We start from the raw sequence: 16,830 nt of genomic DNA on the forward strand, positions 1-16,830 counted from the left end.
GTGCCTTGTCCGATCCGTTGAAAGGCGAATCTCTCCTTGGCGATCTTCTTCACGAGCGACACTCATTTCGGCGATCCACGCGTGCTGCGGATCGACAAGCGTCCCTTCAGGACGATCCCCGAACATGACGAGGCGCTCGTCGCCAACTGGAACGAAACGGTCTCGGCCGATGACGAGGTCTGGCATCTGGGCGACTTCGCCCTGCATGTGCGACCTGAGCGCATCGACGAGCTTCTCGGTCTTCTCAACGGGCGCAAGCACCTGATCATCGGCAACAATGATGGTCGGGACACTCTTGCGGCAAAGGGCTGGGAGAGCGTCCAAGCCTATGCCGAGCTCAATGTGGACGGCCGCGCCGTCGTCATGTGCCATTACGCCTTCCGCACCTGGAAGAACATGGGCCGCGGCTGGATCGATCTGCACGGCCACTCGCATGGCAAGCTCAAGCCCCAGACGCGGCAATACGATGTCGGCGTCGATCTGTGGGATTACCGGCCCGTCACCCTCGACACGATTCTGACCTCCCGGCAACGTCGCCGGAAGGCCAGTTCTTTATGAAGGCCGAGAGGAGAAAAACCTCTCATGCTTGCCTAGGACGAAGCCTCAAAGGCATCTCGGCCTGATCGAGCCTGCGGCTCCAGAGCGCGATCAGAAGTCCAGATGCGGGGAGCAGAGCAGCGACCCATGTGACGGCCCCAAGCCCGGGCCCGTGGTCGATCACGAAGCCGCCGAGCCAGGCTCCCAAGGCATTGCCCAGATTGAACGCGGCAATGTTGAGGCTCGACGCAAGGCTCTGACCTGCACCATCGGCTTTCTCGAGAACCCACATCTGCAGCGGCGGAACGGTCGCGAAGGCAGCCGCTCCCAACAGGCCGACGAAAGCGATTGCGGTCACGGGGTGACGAACACCGATTGTCATCGCCGCAAGAACGAGGGCCAGCAGAGCAAGACTTCCCAGCAGCGTCGCCATGAGGTGTCGGTCGGCAAGCCTGCCGCCGACAAGATTGCCCAGCACGAGTCCCGCGCCGAACACGAGAAGGATTGGCGACACGGCAGCTTCGGAGAAGCCGGTGATCTGCGTCAGGATCGGCGCGACGTAGGTGAAGACGGCGAAGACGCCCGCATAGCCGAGTACGGTGGTGAGAAGCCCCAGCAATACGGGACGACGCAGGAGGACCTTGAGCTCCTCCTTGATACCGCTCTCGGCAGGATCGGGGCGATCCTTAGGAACGAGCAGCGCGATCACGGCCAAAGCGATGACGCCGACGAAGGTCACGGCCCAGAAGGTCGCACGCCAGCCATAGGCCTGACCGAGCCATGTGCCGAAGGGGACACCAAGAATGTTGGCCACCGTCAGGCCCGTGAACATGATGGCGATGGCGGAAGCCTTCTTGTCGGCAGGCACAAGGCTTGTGGCGACGACCGAGCCGACGCCGAAGAATGTGCCATGCGCGAAAGCCGTCAGCACGCGCGCCGCCATGAGCATCGCGTAATCCGGCGCGATGGCACAGGCCAGGTTGCCGAGCGTGAACACGATCATGAGGCCAAGCAGAACGGTCTTGCGGGACCAGCGGCCCGTCACGGTCGTCAGGAGCGGTGCTCCCACCACGACGCCGAGCGCATAACCGGAGATGAGCAGCCCTGCCGCCGAGATCGTGACGCCGAGATCGGCACTCACCTGGAGCAGCAGACCCATGATGACGAATTCGGTGACGCCGATGCCGAAAGCACCGGCCGTCAAAGCATAAAGAGCAAGGGGCATGGGGCAGTCCTTGAAGGAAGTTGTCCGGAGAAGCGGCAGAAGCCGCGCGATTGCCGCAAGATGGACGCCATCCCATCGATGAACTAGCCTGCCGGCTGGAACAGCATTTATGAATTGAAGTCACAATGGTACGGGTGGACGTCAACCGGTTTGGCGAAATGGAAGTCTTTGTCAGGGTGGTCGATCTCGGCGGCTTCTCCGCAGCGGCGCGGGCCCTGCGGATGACACCCTCAGCCGTCAGCAAGCTCATCGCCCGGCTGGAGGCCCGGCTGGGCGCGCGCCTCGTCAACCGCTCGACCCGCAAGCTCCAGCTGACCCCTGAGGGAACCGCCTTCTACGACCGCTCCTTAAGCATCCTCGCCGATCTCGAGGAGGCCGAGCGCGACGCCGCGGCCGGCGCAGCCCCTCGCGGCCACCTGCGCGTGAACACCAATGTTCCCTTTGGAATGCACTATCTCATTCCCCTCCTCCCGGGTTTTCTCGCCCGACATCCGGAGGTGACCGTCGACGTGACCCTGACGGACAAGGTGATTGATCTGCTGGAGGACCGGGCCGACATCGCCATCCGGGTCGGCCCTCTGCGCAGCTCGCAGCTCGTGGCGCGCAAGCTGGGGGAGAGCCGCATGGTGCTCGTGGCGGCCCCCTCCTATCTGGAAAAGCATGGCGCCCCTCGTCGTCCCGATGATCTGACCCAGCACAACCTGTTGGGGTTCGGCTTTGCGCGGCAAAGCAACGGCTGGCCCTTCAAGGACACGCACGGCCATGTCACGGCCGTGGTGCCGACCGGCAATGCCATGGTCAGCGACGGGGAATCGATGAGGCTCCTCGTTCTGAGCGGCCTGGGGATCAGTCGCCTCTCGATGTTCCATATCGGCCCTGATATCGCAGCAGGACGCCTTGTTCCCGTGCTCGAAAGCCACAACCCTGGCGATACGGAGAGCATCCACGCCGTTTACGTCGGCGGCGGTCACCTGCCCGCGCGGGTTCGCGCCTTCCTGGATTATCTGGTTGAGACGGTCGATCTCGCATGAAGCCCTTCCTCATGCGAAGCCTTCATCGAGCAGAGTTGCTCCTGGTTTTGTGATGGGAACCTGAGCCATTCGTCCTTCAATTCAGAACTTTTCATCCTCATAACCGGTTTTTGGTCAGGGAGGATGGATGCATGGATCAGCCCAAAAGCAGCTCGAAGCCGAAGAGGCGCGTCTCGTTGATGCGCCGGTTCTTCGACAGCGAAGCTTCAGGTGGCATGATCCTGATGGGCGTGACCGTGATCGCCCTCGTTCTGGCCAACTCTCCATGGGCTGATGCTTATTTCGGTGTCTTGAAGACCTACGTCTTCGGTCTCAGCATCCTTCACTGGATCAACGATGCGCTGATGGCCGTGTTCTTCCTGCTGGTGGGGCTGGAGATCAAGCGCGAGATGCTCGACGGGCAACTCTCCACCTGGCCGCGGAGGATCCTGCCGGGCATCGCGGCCTTGGGCGGCATGATCGTGCCCGCCCTGGTCTACCTCACCATCACGCGCAACGAGCCGCATCTCCATCACGGCTGGGCCATTCCGGCAGCCACGGACATTGCCTTTGCGCTCGGTGTACTGGCGGTTCTCGGCTCGCGTGTGCCGACGTCCTTGAAAATCTTTCTGACGGCGCTCGCAATCCTGGATGATCTCGGCGCAATCATCATCATCGCTCTCTTCTACACGAGCGATCTCTCGCTCACGATGCTGGGCGCAGCCGCGCTCTGTCTTCTCGTGCTCGTCGCCTTCAACCGGTTCAACATCACAAGCCTTCTGCCCTATCTTGCAGTCGGTGCCGTGTTGTGGGTCTTCGTGCTCAAATCAGGCATTCACGCCACGTTGGCGGGCGTTGCCCTGGCGCTCACGATCCCGCTCCATCCCAGCCCGAAGAAGACCCGCGCGGAGGATGCACCGCTGCATCGCCTGGAGCAGGCCCTCCATGCCCCCGTCGCCTACGGCATCATCCCGATCTTCGGCCTCGCCAATGCGGGCGTGTCGCTGTCGGGCCTTTCGCTCGATGCGCTCACCAGCCCCCTGCCGTTCGGCATCGCCATGGGCCTTTTCATCGGCAAGCAGGTGGGTGTCTACAGCTTCGCCTATGCCGCCGTGCATCTGGGCTTCGCCGATATGCCCGCCGGTGCGTCACGGCTGCAATGCTACGGCGTCGCCCTGCTCTGCGGCATCGGCTTTACCATGAGCCTGTTCATCGGCGCTCTCGCCTTTCCGGGCGCGCCGGAGCTCTCCGATGCCACCAAGATCGGCGTGCTCATGGGCTCAGGCTTATCGGCCATCACAGGCTATGTCCTGCTCAGCTTCGCGCCGCGTGAGAAACGTCAGATGCGCGAAGCCAGAAGCATGTAATTGACGGACAGATCCCGCGAGAGAGACCAGCCGTCCCGCAACGGATTGTAGCCGACCCCCGTGATGTCGTTCACCCCGAAGCCCGCCTGTCGGAGGGCATCCGTCAGCTCGTCCGGCGTGACGAATCTGTCCCATTCATGGGTGCCCTTCGGCAGCCATCCGAGGATGTATTCGGCGCCCACGATGGCCGAAGCGAAGGAGCGCAGGGTCCGGTTGATCGTGGCCATGACGAGGATGCCGCCCGGCTTCACGGCCTTGGTGCAGGCATTCACGAAGGCCTGCACGTCCGCCACATGCTCCACCACCTCCATGGCGAGCACGATATCGAAAGCCTCAGCCCTTGCGACCACCGCCTCGACGGTTTCGTTGCGAAAATCGACCGGCACCCCTGCACGCTCCGCATGGAGCCGGGCCACCGAGATATTCGTCGGGGCAGGATCAAGTCCCGTCACCCTGGCGCCAAGCCGGCCCAGAGGCTCGGAGAGCACGCCGCCGCCGCAGCCCACATCGAGGATCGTCAGCCCCTCGAGAGACCGGGCGGAGCGCGGTTCGCGCCCGAACCGGCGGCAGGCCTCGTCGCGGATATAGGCCAGGCGGACGGGATTGAACTTGTGCAGGACCTTCATGGGGCCGTTCGGGTCCCACCACGTCTCGGCAATCTTCTCGAAACGGGCGACTTCGGCCGGGTCGATGGTCGTGGAGGCGGCGTCTGTCATGAGATCCGATTCCTTAGGCGAAAGAATTGATTTCCGCGCGTTGACAGCGCGCGGCCCTGCGGTCATGTATACGCGCCTTTTCGCGTCGCGAAGGGCAAAATTTTCCCTCAACCCACGGCCTTCTTCGCATGCCCCGTCTTGTCATGAAGTTCGGCGGTACATCCGTCGCCAACGTAGAGCGCATCCGCAACGTGGCGCGGCATGTCAAACGCGAGGTCGAGGCCGGCTACGACGTGGCCGTCGTGGTCTCGGCCATGGCCGGCAAGACCAACGAGCTGGTCGGCTGGGTGAAAGAGGCCAACGCCCTCTACGATGCCAAGGAATACGATGTGGTCGTCGCCTCAGGCGAGCAGATCACCTCCGGTCTCCTGGCCATCGCCTTGCAGGAGATGGGGGTCAATGCCCGCTCCTGGCAGGGCTGGCAGATCCCGATCATGACCTCGGACGCGCACGGCTCGGCCCGGATTGCCGATATCGACGGTTCCGGCATCATCGAAGGCTTTGAAAAGAATAAGGAAGTTGCCGTCGTGTCCGGCTTCCAGGGTGTCCACCAGGAGACCCGGCGCATCACGACGCTCGGCCGTGGCGGCTCGGATACCAGCGCGGTAGCCCTGGCCGCCGCTATCGGCGCAGAGCGCTGCGACATCTATACGGACGTGGACGGCGTCTACACTACCGATCCGCGCATTGTGCCGAAGGCTCAGCGCCTGGATAAGGTTTCCTACGAGGAAATGTTGGAAATGGCCTCGCTCGGGGCCAAGGTGCTCCAGGTGCGCTCGGTCGAGCTCGCCATGATGCACCGGGTCCCGACCTATGTGCGCTCCAGCTTCGACGATCCCGCCGATCCCAAGCTCGGCACCCTCATCTGCGACGAGGAAGACATCATGGAACAGCAGGTTGTCACGGGCATCGCCTATTCGCGCGACGAAGCCCAGATTACGTTGCGGAATGTGGCCGACAAGCCCGGCATCGCCGCCTCGATCTTCGTGCCTCTGGCCGAAGCCAACATCAACGTGGACATGATCATCCAGGTGGTCTCGGACGACACCACCACCACGGATCTCACCTTCACGGTCCCCTCCGCCGAATACGAGCGGGCCTGCGCTGTGCTGAACGCCCACAAGAACGAGATCGAGTTCCGGGACCTTCAGGGCGCGACCGACGTGGTGAAAGTCTCCGCCATCGGCGTCGGCATGCGCAGCCACGCAGGCGTCGCGGCCAGGGCCTTCAAGGCTCTGGCGGACAAGGGCATCAACATCCGAGCCATCACCACCTCCGAGATTAAATTCTCGGTTTTGATCGACTCGGCCTATACGGAGCTTGCCGTGCGCACGCTCCACTCGCTATACGGCCTGGACAAGGCCTAATCGAGGGTCGCCCGATTGACGTCCGGTCGGTCGGGCTGCAACACTCGGTTCAACAACCGCCGGTTCGGCTCGCCGGCTCCGAAGGATGGGAACCTGAAAGCTCATGCCAAGCGCTCCCGGCGGTCCGCGCCTTCTGCTGCGCCGCCTCCGCGAGATTATGGCGGAGCCGGTAGGAGCGCAGGACCGCCTCGATAAGATCGTCCGGCAAATCGCCGCCAACATGGTCGCGGAGGTGTGCTCCGTCTATGTGATGCGCGGCGATGGGGTTCTTGAGCTGTTCGCCACGGAAGGCCTGAACCGGGAAGCCGTCCATCTGACCGTCATGCGCTCGGGCGAGGGTCTTGTAGGCCTCATCGCCTCCACAGCCGAGCCGCTTGCCCTCTCCGACGCCCAGAGCCACCCGTCCTTCTCCTACAAGCCCGAGACGGGCGAAGAGATCTACCACGCCTTCCTCGGCGTACCGCTGCTGCGGGCCGGCAACACGCTGGGCGTCCTGGTCGTCCAGAACCGCACCTACCGGGTCTATACGGAAGAAGAGGTCGAGGCCCTTCAGACCACCGCCATGGTGGTCTCCGAGATGCTGGCCGCCGGCGAATTGCAGGCCCTGGCTCCGGTGGAAACCGGAATCGCCCTGCGCCGTCCCGTCTACCAGAAGGGCACAGCGCTGGCCGATGGCGTGGGCCTCGGTTACGTGGTGCTGCATGAGCCGCGGGTCGTCATCAAGAACCTGATTGCCGAGAACGTCGAGGCGGAGCTCCAGCGCCTGGACAAGGCTATCGGGGAGGTGCGCGTCTCCATCGACGAGCTGATCGAGCGGGGCGACGTGGCCCATCATGGCGAGCACCGCGAGGTGCTGGAAACCTTCCGCATGTTCGCCCATGACCAGGGCTGGCTGCGCCGCATGCGCGAGGCCGTGGCCTCGGGCCTCACCGCCGAAGCGGCCGTGGAACGGGTGCAATCCGACAACCGCGCCCGCATGCTGCGCCAGACGGACCCCTATCTCCGCGAGCGCCTGCACGACCTCGACGATCTCGCCAACCGCCTGCTCTTCCGCCTCGTCGGGCGCGACATGGTGGCCGAGCGAAGCTCATTGCCCGACAACGCCATCATCGTCGCCCGCTCCATGGGTCCGGCGGCGCTCCTCGATTACGACCGCTCGCGTCTGCGCGGCCTCGTGCTGGAGGAAGGCGGCCCGACAAGCCACATCGCCATCGTGGCGCGCGCCCTCGGCATTCCTGCTGTCGGCGAAGTATCGAACGCGACCTCGCTCACCGAGCCGGGCGATGCCATCATCGTCGACGGCGCGGCAGGCGAGGTGCAGATCCGGCCCAATGCCGATGTGGAAGCCGCCTATGCCGAAAAGGCACGGCTTCGCGCCAAGCGCCAGGAGCAGTATCAGAAGCTCCGCAACGTGCCCTCCGTCACCAAGGATGGCGTCGAAATCACGCTGCAGCTCAATGCAGGCCTTCTCGTCGATCTGCCGCATCTCTCCGAGACGGGGGCTGCCGGCGTCGGATTGTTCCGCACCGAGCTGCAGTTCATGATCGCGGAGAGGATGCCCTCGGCTTCCGACCAGCAGGCGCTCTACAGCGCCGTGTTCGCAGAGGCCGGCGACCGGCCCGTCACCTTCCGCACTCTCGATATCGGCGGCGACAAGATCCTGCCCTACATGCAGGCGGTCGAGGAAGAAAACCCGGCCCTGGGCTGGCGCGCGATTCGCATCGGCCTCGACCGGCCGGGCCTTTTGCGCGCGCAGGTGCGCGCCCTCCTCAAGGCAGCCGCCGGACGACCCTTGAAGATCATGTTCCCGATGGTGGCGACCTGCGACGAGTTCGAGCGCGCCAGAACCATCGTGGAGCGCGAGAAAAGCTATCTCTCGCATCACGGCCACGCCCTGCCCTCGGACCTGAAGCTCGGCGTGATGCTGGAAGTGCCCTCGCTCCTGTTCCAGCTCAAGGAAATCTGCGAGCGGGCCGATTTTATCTCCATCGGCTCGAACGACCTGATGCAGTTCCTCTTTGCCATCGACCGCGAGAACCGGCGCGTGGCGGATCGCTTCGATCCGTTGAGTGCGCCGATGCTGCGTGCCCTGAAGCTCGTGGCCGAACAAGCGCAGGCCTTGGGCTGCCAGGTGACCCTATGCGGCGAAATCGGCGGCCGTCCGCTCGAAGCCATGACGCTGCTCGGCCTCGGCTTCCGCTCGCTCTCCATGTCGCCGGCTTCCATCGGGCCGGTGAAGGCCATGCTGCTCGCGCTCGATGTCGCCGAGCTCAGCGCCTTCCTTCATGACGAACTGGAAAACGCGGGAAGCGGCGATACGCTGCGCCCGAAACTTGCTCAATTTGCCGAAAGCCGTGGTATTCCGGTCTGATGACGATTGCCCCTCCTTCCGACCGTTTGAACGCTATTCTTGCCCGCCATGACATCATCACGGCGACGCTCAATGCCGGCCCCGATCCGGAAACCTTCGTGGCGTTGTCACGCGAGCTCGCGGAGCTCGACGGCGTCGTGGGCGCAATCCGCGCCTATCGCGCGATGGAGGACAACCTGGATGGTCTTCAATCGCTGATCGATGATCCTTCGACCGATCCCGAGATGCGCAAGCTCGCGGAGGAAGAGTTGCCGCAGGCGCGCGAGGACCTTGAGAAGGCAGCGCAAGACTTACGCATCATGCTGCTGCCGAAGGACGAGGCTGACGAAAAGAGCGCGATCCTCGAAATCCGCGCCGGCACGGGCGGTGACGAAGCAGCTCTCTTCGCTGGCGATCTGCTGCGCATGTATACGCGCTATGCGGATCTCAAAGGCTGGAAGGTCGAGATCGTCTCCGAGAGCGAAGGCACGGCCGGCGGCTACAAGGAAGTGGTGGCCGAAGTCAAAGGACGCGGGGTGTTCGCGCGGCTCAAATTCGAGAGCGGCGTGCACCGTGTACAGCGCGTTCCCGACACCGAAACACAAGGCCGCATTCACACCTCCGCCGCGACCGTCGCCGTGCTGCCCGAAGCGGAAGACGTCGATATCGTCATCAACGATGCGGATCTGAAGATCGACACCATGCGTGCGCAGGGTGCCGGCGGTCAGCACGTGAACAAGACCGAGTCGGCGATCCGCATCACGCATATTCCGACAGGCACCGTGGTGTTCGTGCAGGACGAACGCTCGCAGCACAAGAACCGTGCGCGCGCCATGGCCCTCCTGCGCTCGCGTCTCTACGATGCCGAGCGCACGGCAAAGGATGCGGCACGTGCCGCCGACCGCAAATCGCAGGTCGGCTCCGGCGACCGCTCCGAGCGCATCCGCACCTACAACTTCCCGCAAGGGCGCGTGACGGATCACCGGATCAACCTCACGCTCTACAAGCTCGAGGAAGTGATGGCCGGCAATGCGCTCGACGAACTGATCGATGCGCTGATCACCGAGCATCAGGCAGCCCAGCTCGCCGATCAGGATCAGGCCGCATGATCGAAGGCAAGATCGAAGGCAAGATCGAAGGATTGAGCCATATCACGCTCATCACCAGCGATCTTTCGCGCATGACCGCGATCGTCGAACAAGTGCTCGACGGCAAGGAGATCTACTCGTCGGGCGATGAGACCTTCTCGCTCTCGCGTGAAAAGTTCTTCATCGTCGGCGGGCAGTGGATTGCCGTGATGGAAGGCGAGAGCCTGCCCTCGCGCACCTACAATCATATCGCCTTCAAGATTCCGGTCTCGGCCATCGATGATTATCGCACGCGGATCGAGAGCTTGAGCCTCGAGTTCCGCGAAGCGCGTCCCCGCGTCGAGGGCGAAGGTCATTCGCTCTATTTCTACGATCACGACAACCACCTGTTCGAGCTGCACACGGGCACGCTGGAAGAGCGCCTCGAACGCTACCGGCAGGGCCTTGCGGCGTGAGTGCCCTCACCCGTGCCCGGGCCCTCAGGAACCTGCGCCAAACCCTCTCCGAAGCAGGTTTCGAAACGGCGGCCGTGGACGCGCGCCTGCTTCTTCTGTCGGTTCTGCGCGTTCCGGCGACAGAGCTCATCATCAACCCCGATGCGCTGCTGACCACCGACGAGGCCGAGCGTCTCGAGGCCGCCACCGGCCGCCGCCTCGCCCATGAGCCGGTGGCGCGAATCATCGGGGAGCGGGAGTTCTGGGGCCTGCCCTTCGCCCTCTCGCCTGAGACCCTCGTGCCGCGCCCGGACACGGAAACCGTGGTGCAGACGGCGCTCGATCTCCTGCCTGACCGGCAGGCCCCGCTGCTGATGGCGGATTTCGGCACCGGCTCGGGCTCCCTGCTGGTCGCCCTCCTCCACGAGCTGCCCCAGGCCACCGGCCTTGGCGTGGATCTCTCGCTCGGCGCCCTCAAGACCGCTCGGCGGAACGCCTGGGCCAATGGGGTGGGCCGGCGCAGCTTTTTCGCCCTGTCCCACTGGGCGGATGCGATCGCGGGCCGCTTCGACCTGATCGTCTCGAACCCGCCCTATATCGCCTCCCCGGTCATTCCGACCCTCGACCAGGAGGTGCGGGATTATGACCCGCGCCTCGCCCTCGACGGCGGCCCGGATGGCCTGGACCCCTATCGGATCCTGCTGGGGCAAGCGAAGCGTCTCCTGGCTCCCGGGGGGCTTCTGGCGGTCGAGATCGGCTATGACCAGGCCGATGATTTACGAACCTTGGCCGCATCCCATGGTCTTGAAATCCTCAAAGTCGCGCACGATCTATCAAACAACCCCCGATGCGTTGCCATGAGGCATCCTTGACCGTGCAGGGTGAGGCATTCTTGCCTCAGGCGGGGGTAAAAGCTGAAAAATGGCTTGTTGGACCGGGAGGAACCCGCTAGATTCGATCATAGAGATCGTCCCCGGTCGTAAGAAAACGGCAGCTCCCGAGGGGAGCATGCCGGAAGACCAAACGATATCCATCGCGCAGGCAGGGGCTTTTTGAACAGCCGGGCGCGATCATCTGAACCCGATACTGAAGGATAGTCCGACGCCGATTGCGCGTCTTGACTGAACGACAGACGGTTTGCCACGCGAACGGTGGGCGCTGAGCCCGTTCGGTGAACATTGGCTTGCATATCGCGTGGGCTTGAAGAACCAGCGAGGCTCGTAGAGCAAAAAAATGAGACCAGGACAAAACAGGCGTATGCGCGGTCGCAACCGCAACAACGGAAACAAGGGTCCCAATCCCCTGACGAAGAGCTATGAGTCGAACGGCCCGGACGTGAAGATCCGCGGCACGGCTCAGCATATCGCCGAGAAATACAGCCAGCTCGCCCGAGATGCTCAGGCCAGCGGCGACCCGGTGGCGGCGGAAAACTATTTCCAGCATGCCGAGCACTATTACCGCATCATCGCCGCCGCCCAGGAGCAGCTGCGTGAGCAGTATGGCTACCAGCAGCGTTTCGACGAGGAAGGCGACGAAGAGGGCTTTGCTCAAGGCGAGCGCCCGAACTTCGAGCGCGCCGGCAGCAATGGCGAGGACATGGATTTCGGCTCCCAGCCGCAACCCTATGAGACCCGCGGCGAAGGCGAGCAGCGCCTCTCCCGCTTCGACCGTGGCGACCGCCCCGAACGTGGGGACCGTCAGGATCGCGGCGAGCGCCAGGATCGTGGAGACCGCCAGGACCGTCGTGAGCGCTTCCAGCGCGATCGCGGTCCGCGTCAGGATTTCCAGCGCGAGGATCAGCCCTTCGAGGGCCGTGGTGAAGGCGAACAGCGCGAACAGCGGCCGTCCCGCTTCGAGCGTGGCGACCGCCCCGAACGCGGGGAGCGCCCCGAGCGCGGCGACCGTCCGGAGCGTGGAGAGCGCCGTGAGCGCTTCCAGCGCGACCGCCGCCGTGACGAGGCGAACACCTCCGACACAGGTGGCCTGCCAGCCTTCCTGACAAACCCGGTGCGCTCCGCGCCTGCTCCTGTCGAGGATCAGAGCCCGGTGGCTCCGACGCTGGATTTCGGCGCCGAACCCGCCGCCGAGGAGCGTCCGCGCCGCCGCACCCGCCGCACCCGCCGTGACGTCGTCGAGAGCGCGGGCGACGAGGCTGCCAACTTCACGCCGGACGTGGAAACTCCTGCCGCCGAGTAACGGCTGAAAACGTGCGATAAGAACAAAAGGGAGAGCCATGCTCTCCCTTTTTTGTTGCACTGAGTTCTCGTGTCATTCCCGGCCGGAACGTCAGCTGATCCGGGCGCTTGATGAATCCCTCCACGTCATGGCCGGGCTTGTCCCGGCCATCCACGTCTTGCGGCGGATTGAAGACGTGGATCCCCGGAACAAGTCCGGGGATGACGCCTGTAATCCTACAAAGCGAGCGTCGCCTGCTCCGTCTCGAAGTGATCGCCAACCGCGATGCTCCCTCCGCTGAGAACTTCCGCATAGATGCCGCAATCGAAATGCCCGTAAGCCTCCATCAGGTTCTTCGGGATTTGCAGGTCGCGGATGCCGGTGTCCGGGTCCACATTGGTGGCTGCACAACGCTCGATGCGCTTCGTCACCTTCAGCCGCACACCGGAGGCCGTGGTGAGCACCTGGCCCACGAGGTCGAGCTCCGCCCAGGGCGCCAATCCGTCGATGTGAACGTTGCCACGGAAGCGCAAGGGATTGACCGGAGCGCCGACCACGTTCTCCAGCTGCCGCACGCTGGCGAGATTGATCAGCGAGACGAAGCCGCGCCGGGAATCGGTGAAGCGAAAGCCCTCCGGAGCCGTCAGCACCTTCGGCGGACCGCGCAGCTCCTTCGGCATATAGCGGCGAAAGAAGGCCTCGATGGCGAGCCGCCCTTCCCGCGTCGAGAGATCGCCGCGCGCCACCTCACGCCCACCCTCCTCGATGAAGAGCGTCGTGATCCGGTCGAGATAGCGTGTCTTCAACCGTGCCAGGCTCTCATTGCGCATGAGCATGAGGAACTTGATCTTGGGCTGGTGCTGCGGGCTTTGCGCATCGAAGCCGGCGGGACCGTTCTCGATGGCGAAAAGCCGGTCGCCGGGGAAATACCCGCCCTTGCTCAGAGTGGCGGATTCCAGGGTCTCGGGCGACAGGCCCTTCACGGGATAGCGTTGGAGGGAGGCGATGCGGATGGTCATGCTTCCTGGGTTAAGGCATGCCTCAAACGGAGAAAAGCCCTGCCGACACGCGGCAGGGCTCTCTCACCGAAAATCTGCATGAGACTTTTAAGAAGCGTCCCCCGAGCGGGCGACCTTTGACCGTTTCAGCTGGGGCGTGAAGCCGGCCTCGCGGCCGCGAGTGCTGTCGATCTCCACTTGGTGCGGGTCCTGCCTCATGCCTTCGTGAGAGGTCTGGTGCTCAGGAATATTGGCAGCGGGGCCTGCCTCCTGCTTCATGTGCAGCGCCTTCTCGGCATTGGCCATCAGCTCCTGGCGGGCCTTTTCAGCCTTGCGCTTCTTTGGGTTGAGGCGAGAAAGAAAATCAGAAAATGCCATGGGGAATTACTCCTTTGCGCGCGAAAGCACGCCATCGCTCTGGTCGCTGCGATGGGTGGGCGGGGTCTCGACGTTCTGACGGTTTTCAGGGATGTCGCGGGAGGTCTTCATGGTGCCGGTGGAATCGCCGATATCCTGTTCCTCGGCCGTGACGGCTCCGGCGCCTTCGCCACCTCTGAGCACCCGTCCGCGTTTCGTCGTATCGCCGAAGGTCCGAGGCGTCACGGAAGGTTGCTCCTCCAGCGGGCTCTCGGGCACAGCAAGGCCCAGCTCAGCATTGCGCGCTAGGTCTGCGCGGGCTTTCTCGGCATCTGAGCGCGGATCGCGCGTCATGGAAACCTCCTTGAATTCATTGAACTTGCTTGCAGGGTCAATGCGAGGGCGTGATAGGGGTTCCCCCTCTTGTTGTTCTCCATCAATGCCCCCACCTTAGGCGCAGCGGATGCTTCTCATTGAAGGTCCGACATCGCAGGGTTGGCCTGTGCCTCTTGAGAGGGCGGGCGAGCCTGAGGAGGGATGACACCATGAATTTCGAAAAATACACCGAGCGCGCCCGGGGTTTCGTTCAGGCTGCGCAGAATCTGGCCATGCGGGAAGGACACCCGCAGCTCTCGCCTGGGCATGTCTTAAAAGTTCTGCTCGACGATCCTGAAGGCCTGTGCGCCGGTCTCATCGACCGTGCGGGCGGTCGCTCGCGCGATGCCCATGCTGCCGTCGAGCAATGGCTCGCCAAGCAGCCGAAGGTCTCCGGCTCCGCCGCACAGCCGCAGGCGACGCGCGAGCTGATGCGCTTCTTCGACACCGCCGAGAAGGCCGCCGAGAAGGCGGGCGATTCTTACGTCACCGTCGAGCGCATGCTGCTGGCTTTGGCTGTCGAGAAGGACAGCGAAGCGGGCAGGATTCTGGCATCGGCCGGCGTGACCGCTCAAGGGTTGAACACCGCCATCAATGCTTTGCGCAAGGGCCGCACCGCCGACAACGCAACGGCGGAAAACGCTTATGATGCGCTGAAAAAATATGCGCGCGACCTCACCGAGGCGGCCCGCGAGGGCAAGCTCGATCCGGTGATCGGACGCGACGAGGAAATCCGTCGCACGATCCAGGTCCTCTCGCGTCGCACCAAGAACAATCCGGTTCTCATCGGCGAGCCCGGCGTCGGCAAGACCGCCATCGTGGAAGGCCTCGCGCTGCGCATCGTCAATGGCGACGTGCCGGAATCCTTGAAAGACAAGCAGCTGCTCGCTCTCGACATGGGTGCGCTGATCGCAGGCGCGAAGTATCGCGGCGAGTTCGAGGAACGCCTGAAGGCCGTTCTGCAGGAAGTGACGTCAGCCGAAGGCGGCATCATTCTCTTCATCGACGAGATGCACACCCTCGTCGGCGCAGGCAAGGCCGATGGCGCGATGGATGCCTCGAACCTGCTCAAGCCCGCGCTTGCGCGCGGCGAGCTGCACTGCGTCGGCGCGACCACGCTCGATGAATACCGCAAGCACGTGGAGAAGGACGCGGCGCTTGCCCGTCGTTTCCAGCCGGTCTTCGTGAACGAGCCCACCGTGGAAGACACGGTGTCGATTCTGCGCGGCTTGAAGGAGAAGTACGAGCAGCATCACGGGGTGCGCATCACCGACTCGGCGCTCGTTGCGGCGGCCACGCTCTCAAACCGCTACATCACGGACCGCTTCCTGCCGGACAAGGCGATCGACCTCGTCGACGAAGCCTCGTCCCGCCTGCGCATGCAGGTCGACTCGAAGCCGGAAGAGCTCGACAACATCGACCGTGAGATCGTGCGTCTCAAGATCGAGCAGGAGGCCCTGAAGAAGGAGACGGACGCCGCCTCCAAGGATCGCCTCGAGCGCCTGACGAAGGAGCTCGCGGATCTCGAAGAGCAATCGGCCGCCATCACGGCGCGCTGGAAGGCGGAGAAGGACAAGCTCGGCACGGCCGCCGATCTGAAGAAGAAGCTCGACGAGGCCCGTAACCAGCTGAGCCAGGCACAGCGCAACGGCGACTGGGCGAAGGCAGGCGAGCTTTCCTACGGCGTCATTCCGGGCCTGGAGAAGCAGCTTGCCGAGGTTGAGGCGAGGGCCGACGGCGGCGGCCTGATGGAAGAGGCGGTGACGCCCGACCACGTGGCGCAGGTCGTCTCGCGCTGGACCGGCGTGCCTGTCGACAAGATGCTGGAGGGCGAGCGCGAGAAACTCCTGCACATGGAGCAGGATCTCGCCAAGCGCGTCGTCGGTCAGCGCGAGGCGGTGGAAGCGGTCTCGACCGCCGTCCGCCGTGCGCGTGCAGGCCTGCAGGACCCGAACCGGCCCATCGGCTCGTTCATGTTCCTCGGCCCCACCGGTGTCGGCAAGACCGAGCTCACCAAGGCGCTCGCAAGCTTCCTCTTCGACGACGAGACCGCTCTCGTGCGCCTCGACATGTCGGAATACATGGAGAAGCACTCGGTCGCCCGTCTCATCGGCGCGCCTCCCGGCTATGTGGGCTACGAGGAGGGCGGCGCGCTGACGGAAGCCGTCCGCCGCAGGCCCTATCAGGTGGTGCTGTTCGACGAGATCGAGAAGGCGCATCCGGACGTGTTCAACGTCCTGCTGCAGGTGCTCGACGACGGACGCCTCACGGACGGGCAAGGCCGCACCGTGGACTTCCGCAACACGCTCATCATCATGACCTCGAATCTGGGCGCCGAGTATCTGGTGAACCAGCCCGAGGGTCAGGATACCGACGCGGTGCGCGATGAAGTCATGAGCGTGGTGCGTTCGCACTTCCGGCCCGAGTTCCTCAACCGCGTGGACGAGATCATCCTGTTCCACCGGCTGAAGCGCTCGGAGATGGGTTCCATCGTCGACATTCAGCTGAGCCGTCTGCAGAAGCTCCTGGAGGATCGCAAGATCACGCTGCAGCTTGATCCGGAAGCTCGCGAGTGGCTTAGCCAGAAGGGCTACGATCCAGCCTATGGTGCACGTCCGCTGAAACGCGTGATCCAGAAATACGTTCAGGATCCGCTGGCGGAAGCCATCCTTGCCGGCGAGATCAAGGACGGCGAGACCGTGCCGGTGCATGCAGGCCCCATGGGCCTGACCCTCGGCAATGCCACCGTGACAAAGGCCACGGAGCGTCCGCCGGAAGGCGTGCGGTTGAATTAAGCCGCAGAACACACATTGCAGAAGAAAGGCCGGGTC

General features: G+C 63.9%; 15 protein-coding genes. 10 read left to right on the forward strand and 5 right to left on the reverse strand.

The window, feature by feature from the left end; genetic code table 11:
• Positions 1 to 36: 36 nt before the first annotated feature.
• Complete coding sequence (locus ACUXUR_RS03505) at positions 37 to 558, forward strand: metallophosphoesterase family protein (RefSeq protein ID WP_445500959.1); 522 nt, start codon at positions 37 to 39, stop codon at positions 556 to 558.
• Between the two features lie 22 nt (positions 559 to 580).
• Here ACUXUR_RS03505 and ACUXUR_RS03510 read toward each other — a convergent pair whose 3' ends face one another.
• A complete protein-coding gene (locus ACUXUR_RS03510) occupies positions 581 to 1,762 on the reverse strand; it encodes an MFS transporter (protein WP_445500960.1) in 1,182 nt (393 codons plus the stop codon).
• Positions 1,763 to 1,887: 125 nt separating this feature from the next.
• On the opposite strand from ACUXUR_RS03510, the gene ACUXUR_RS03515 reads away from it, so the two are divergent.
• Positions 1,888 to 2,793 carry a LysR family transcriptional regulator gene (locus ACUXUR_RS03515; RefSeq protein ID WP_445500961.1) on the forward strand — a complete coding sequence of 302 codons (906 nt, stop codon included), beginning with the start codon at positions 1,888 to 1,890 and terminating at the stop codon, positions 2,791 to 2,793.
• Positions 2,794 to 2,924: 131 nt separating this feature from the next.
• Positions 2,925 to 4,139 carry a Na+/H+ antiporter NhaA gene (gene nhaA, locus ACUXUR_RS03520; RefSeq protein WP_445500962.1) on the forward strand — a complete coding sequence of 405 codons (1,215 nt, stop codon included), beginning with the start codon at positions 2,925 to 2,927 and terminating at the stop codon, positions 4,137 to 4,139.
• Here the strand turns inward: nhaA and ubiG are convergent.
• Positions 4,112 to 4,855 (reverse strand): bifunctional 2-polyprenyl-6-hydroxyphenol methylase/3-demethylubiquinol 3-O-methyltransferase UbiG, encoded by a 744-nt coding sequence (gene ubiG, locus ACUXUR_RS03525; protein ID WP_445500963.1) that lies wholly within the window; start codon positions 4,853 to 4,855, stop codon positions 4,112 to 4,114. The two genes, nhaA and ubiG, sit on opposite strands and share 28 nt — an antisense overlap.
• A gap of 128 nt (positions 4,856 to 4,983) precedes the next feature.
• Here ubiG and ACUXUR_RS03530 point away from each other — a divergent pair, with 128 nt between their 5' ends.
• The 6 genes from ACUXUR_RS03530 to ACUXUR_RS03555 all read left to right on the forward strand — a co-directional run bounded on the left by ACUXUR_RS03530 (position 4,984) and on the right by ACUXUR_RS03555 (position 12,290).
• On the forward strand, positions 4,984 to 6,222 hold the full coding sequence (locus ACUXUR_RS03530) for an aspartate kinase (protein ID WP_445500964.1): 1,239 nt from the start codon (positions 4,984 to 4,986) through the stop codon (positions 6,220 to 6,222).
• Positions 6,223 to 6,325: 103 nt separating this feature from the next.
• Complete coding sequence (gene ptsP / locus ACUXUR_RS03535; RefSeq protein ID WP_445500965.1) at positions 6,326 to 8,593, forward strand: phosphoenolpyruvate--protein phosphotransferase; 2,268 nt, start codon at positions 6,326 to 6,328, stop codon at positions 8,591 to 8,593.
• Positions 8,593 to 9,681: a peptide chain release factor 1 gene (gene prfA / locus ACUXUR_RS03540; RefSeq protein ID WP_445500966.1), complete on the forward strand. Its 1,089-nt coding sequence runs from the start codon at positions 8,593 to 8,595 to the stop codon at positions 9,679 to 9,681. The genes ptsP and prfA overlap by 1 nt, the downstream gene beginning before the upstream one ends.
• On the forward strand, positions 9,678 to 10,115 hold the full coding sequence (gene fosX, locus ACUXUR_RS03545; protein WP_445500967.1) for a FosX/FosE/FosI family fosfomycin resistance hydrolase: 438 nt from the start codon (positions 9,678 to 9,680) through the stop codon (positions 10,113 to 10,115). The genes prfA and fosX overlap by 4 nt, the downstream gene beginning before the upstream one ends.
• Positions 10,112 to 10,966, forward strand: a complete 855-nt coding sequence (gene prmC, locus ACUXUR_RS03550) for a peptide chain release factor N(5)-glutamine methyltransferase (protein WP_445500968.1) — start codon at positions 10,112 to 10,114, stop codon at positions 10,964 to 10,966. The genes fosX and prmC overlap by 4 nt, the downstream gene beginning before the upstream one ends.
• A gap of 385 nt (positions 10,967 to 11,351) precedes the next feature.
• The gene (locus ACUXUR_RS03555) at positions 11,352 to 12,290 is read left to right on the forward strand and encodes a DUF4167 domain-containing protein (RefSeq protein WP_445500969.1); all 939 of its coding nucleotides are present in this window, start codon (positions 11,352 to 11,354) and stop codon (positions 12,288 to 12,290) included.
• 215 nt (positions 12,291 to 12,505) lie between these two features.
• Here ACUXUR_RS03555 and ACUXUR_RS03560 read toward each other — a convergent pair whose 3' ends face one another.
• The 3 genes from ACUXUR_RS03560 to ACUXUR_RS03570 all read right to left on the reverse strand — a co-directional run bounded on the left by ACUXUR_RS03560 (position 12,506) and on the right by ACUXUR_RS03570 (position 13,978).
• Complete coding sequence (locus ACUXUR_RS03560) at positions 12,506 to 13,288, reverse strand: MOSC domain-containing protein (protein WP_445500970.1); 783 nt, start codon at positions 13,286 to 13,288, stop codon at positions 12,506 to 12,508.
• Positions 13,289 to 13,375: 87 nt separating this feature from the next.
• Positions 13,376 to 13,645 carry a hypothetical protein gene (locus tag ACUXUR_RS03565; protein WP_445500971.1) on the reverse strand — a complete coding sequence of 90 codons (270 nt, stop codon included), beginning with the start codon at positions 13,643 to 13,645 and terminating at the stop codon, positions 13,376 to 13,378.
• Positions 13,646 to 13,651: 6 nt separating this feature from the next.
• On the reverse strand, positions 13,652 to 13,978 hold the full coding sequence (locus ACUXUR_RS03570; RefSeq protein WP_445500972.1) for a hypothetical protein: 327 nt from the start codon (positions 13,976 to 13,978) through the stop codon (positions 13,652 to 13,654).
• 191 nt (positions 13,979 to 14,169) lie between these two features.
• Between ACUXUR_RS03570 and clpB the strand changes: the two genes are divergently transcribed.
• Entirely contained in the window at positions 14,170 to 16,794 is a 2,625-nt protein-coding gene (clpB, locus tag ACUXUR_RS03575; protein ID WP_445500973.1) for an ATP-dependent chaperone ClpB, read from the forward strand.
• The last annotated feature ends 36 nt before the right edge of the window (positions 16,795 to 16,830 follow it).

It is taken from the genome of Microvirga medicaginis, from assembly GCF_052658925.1.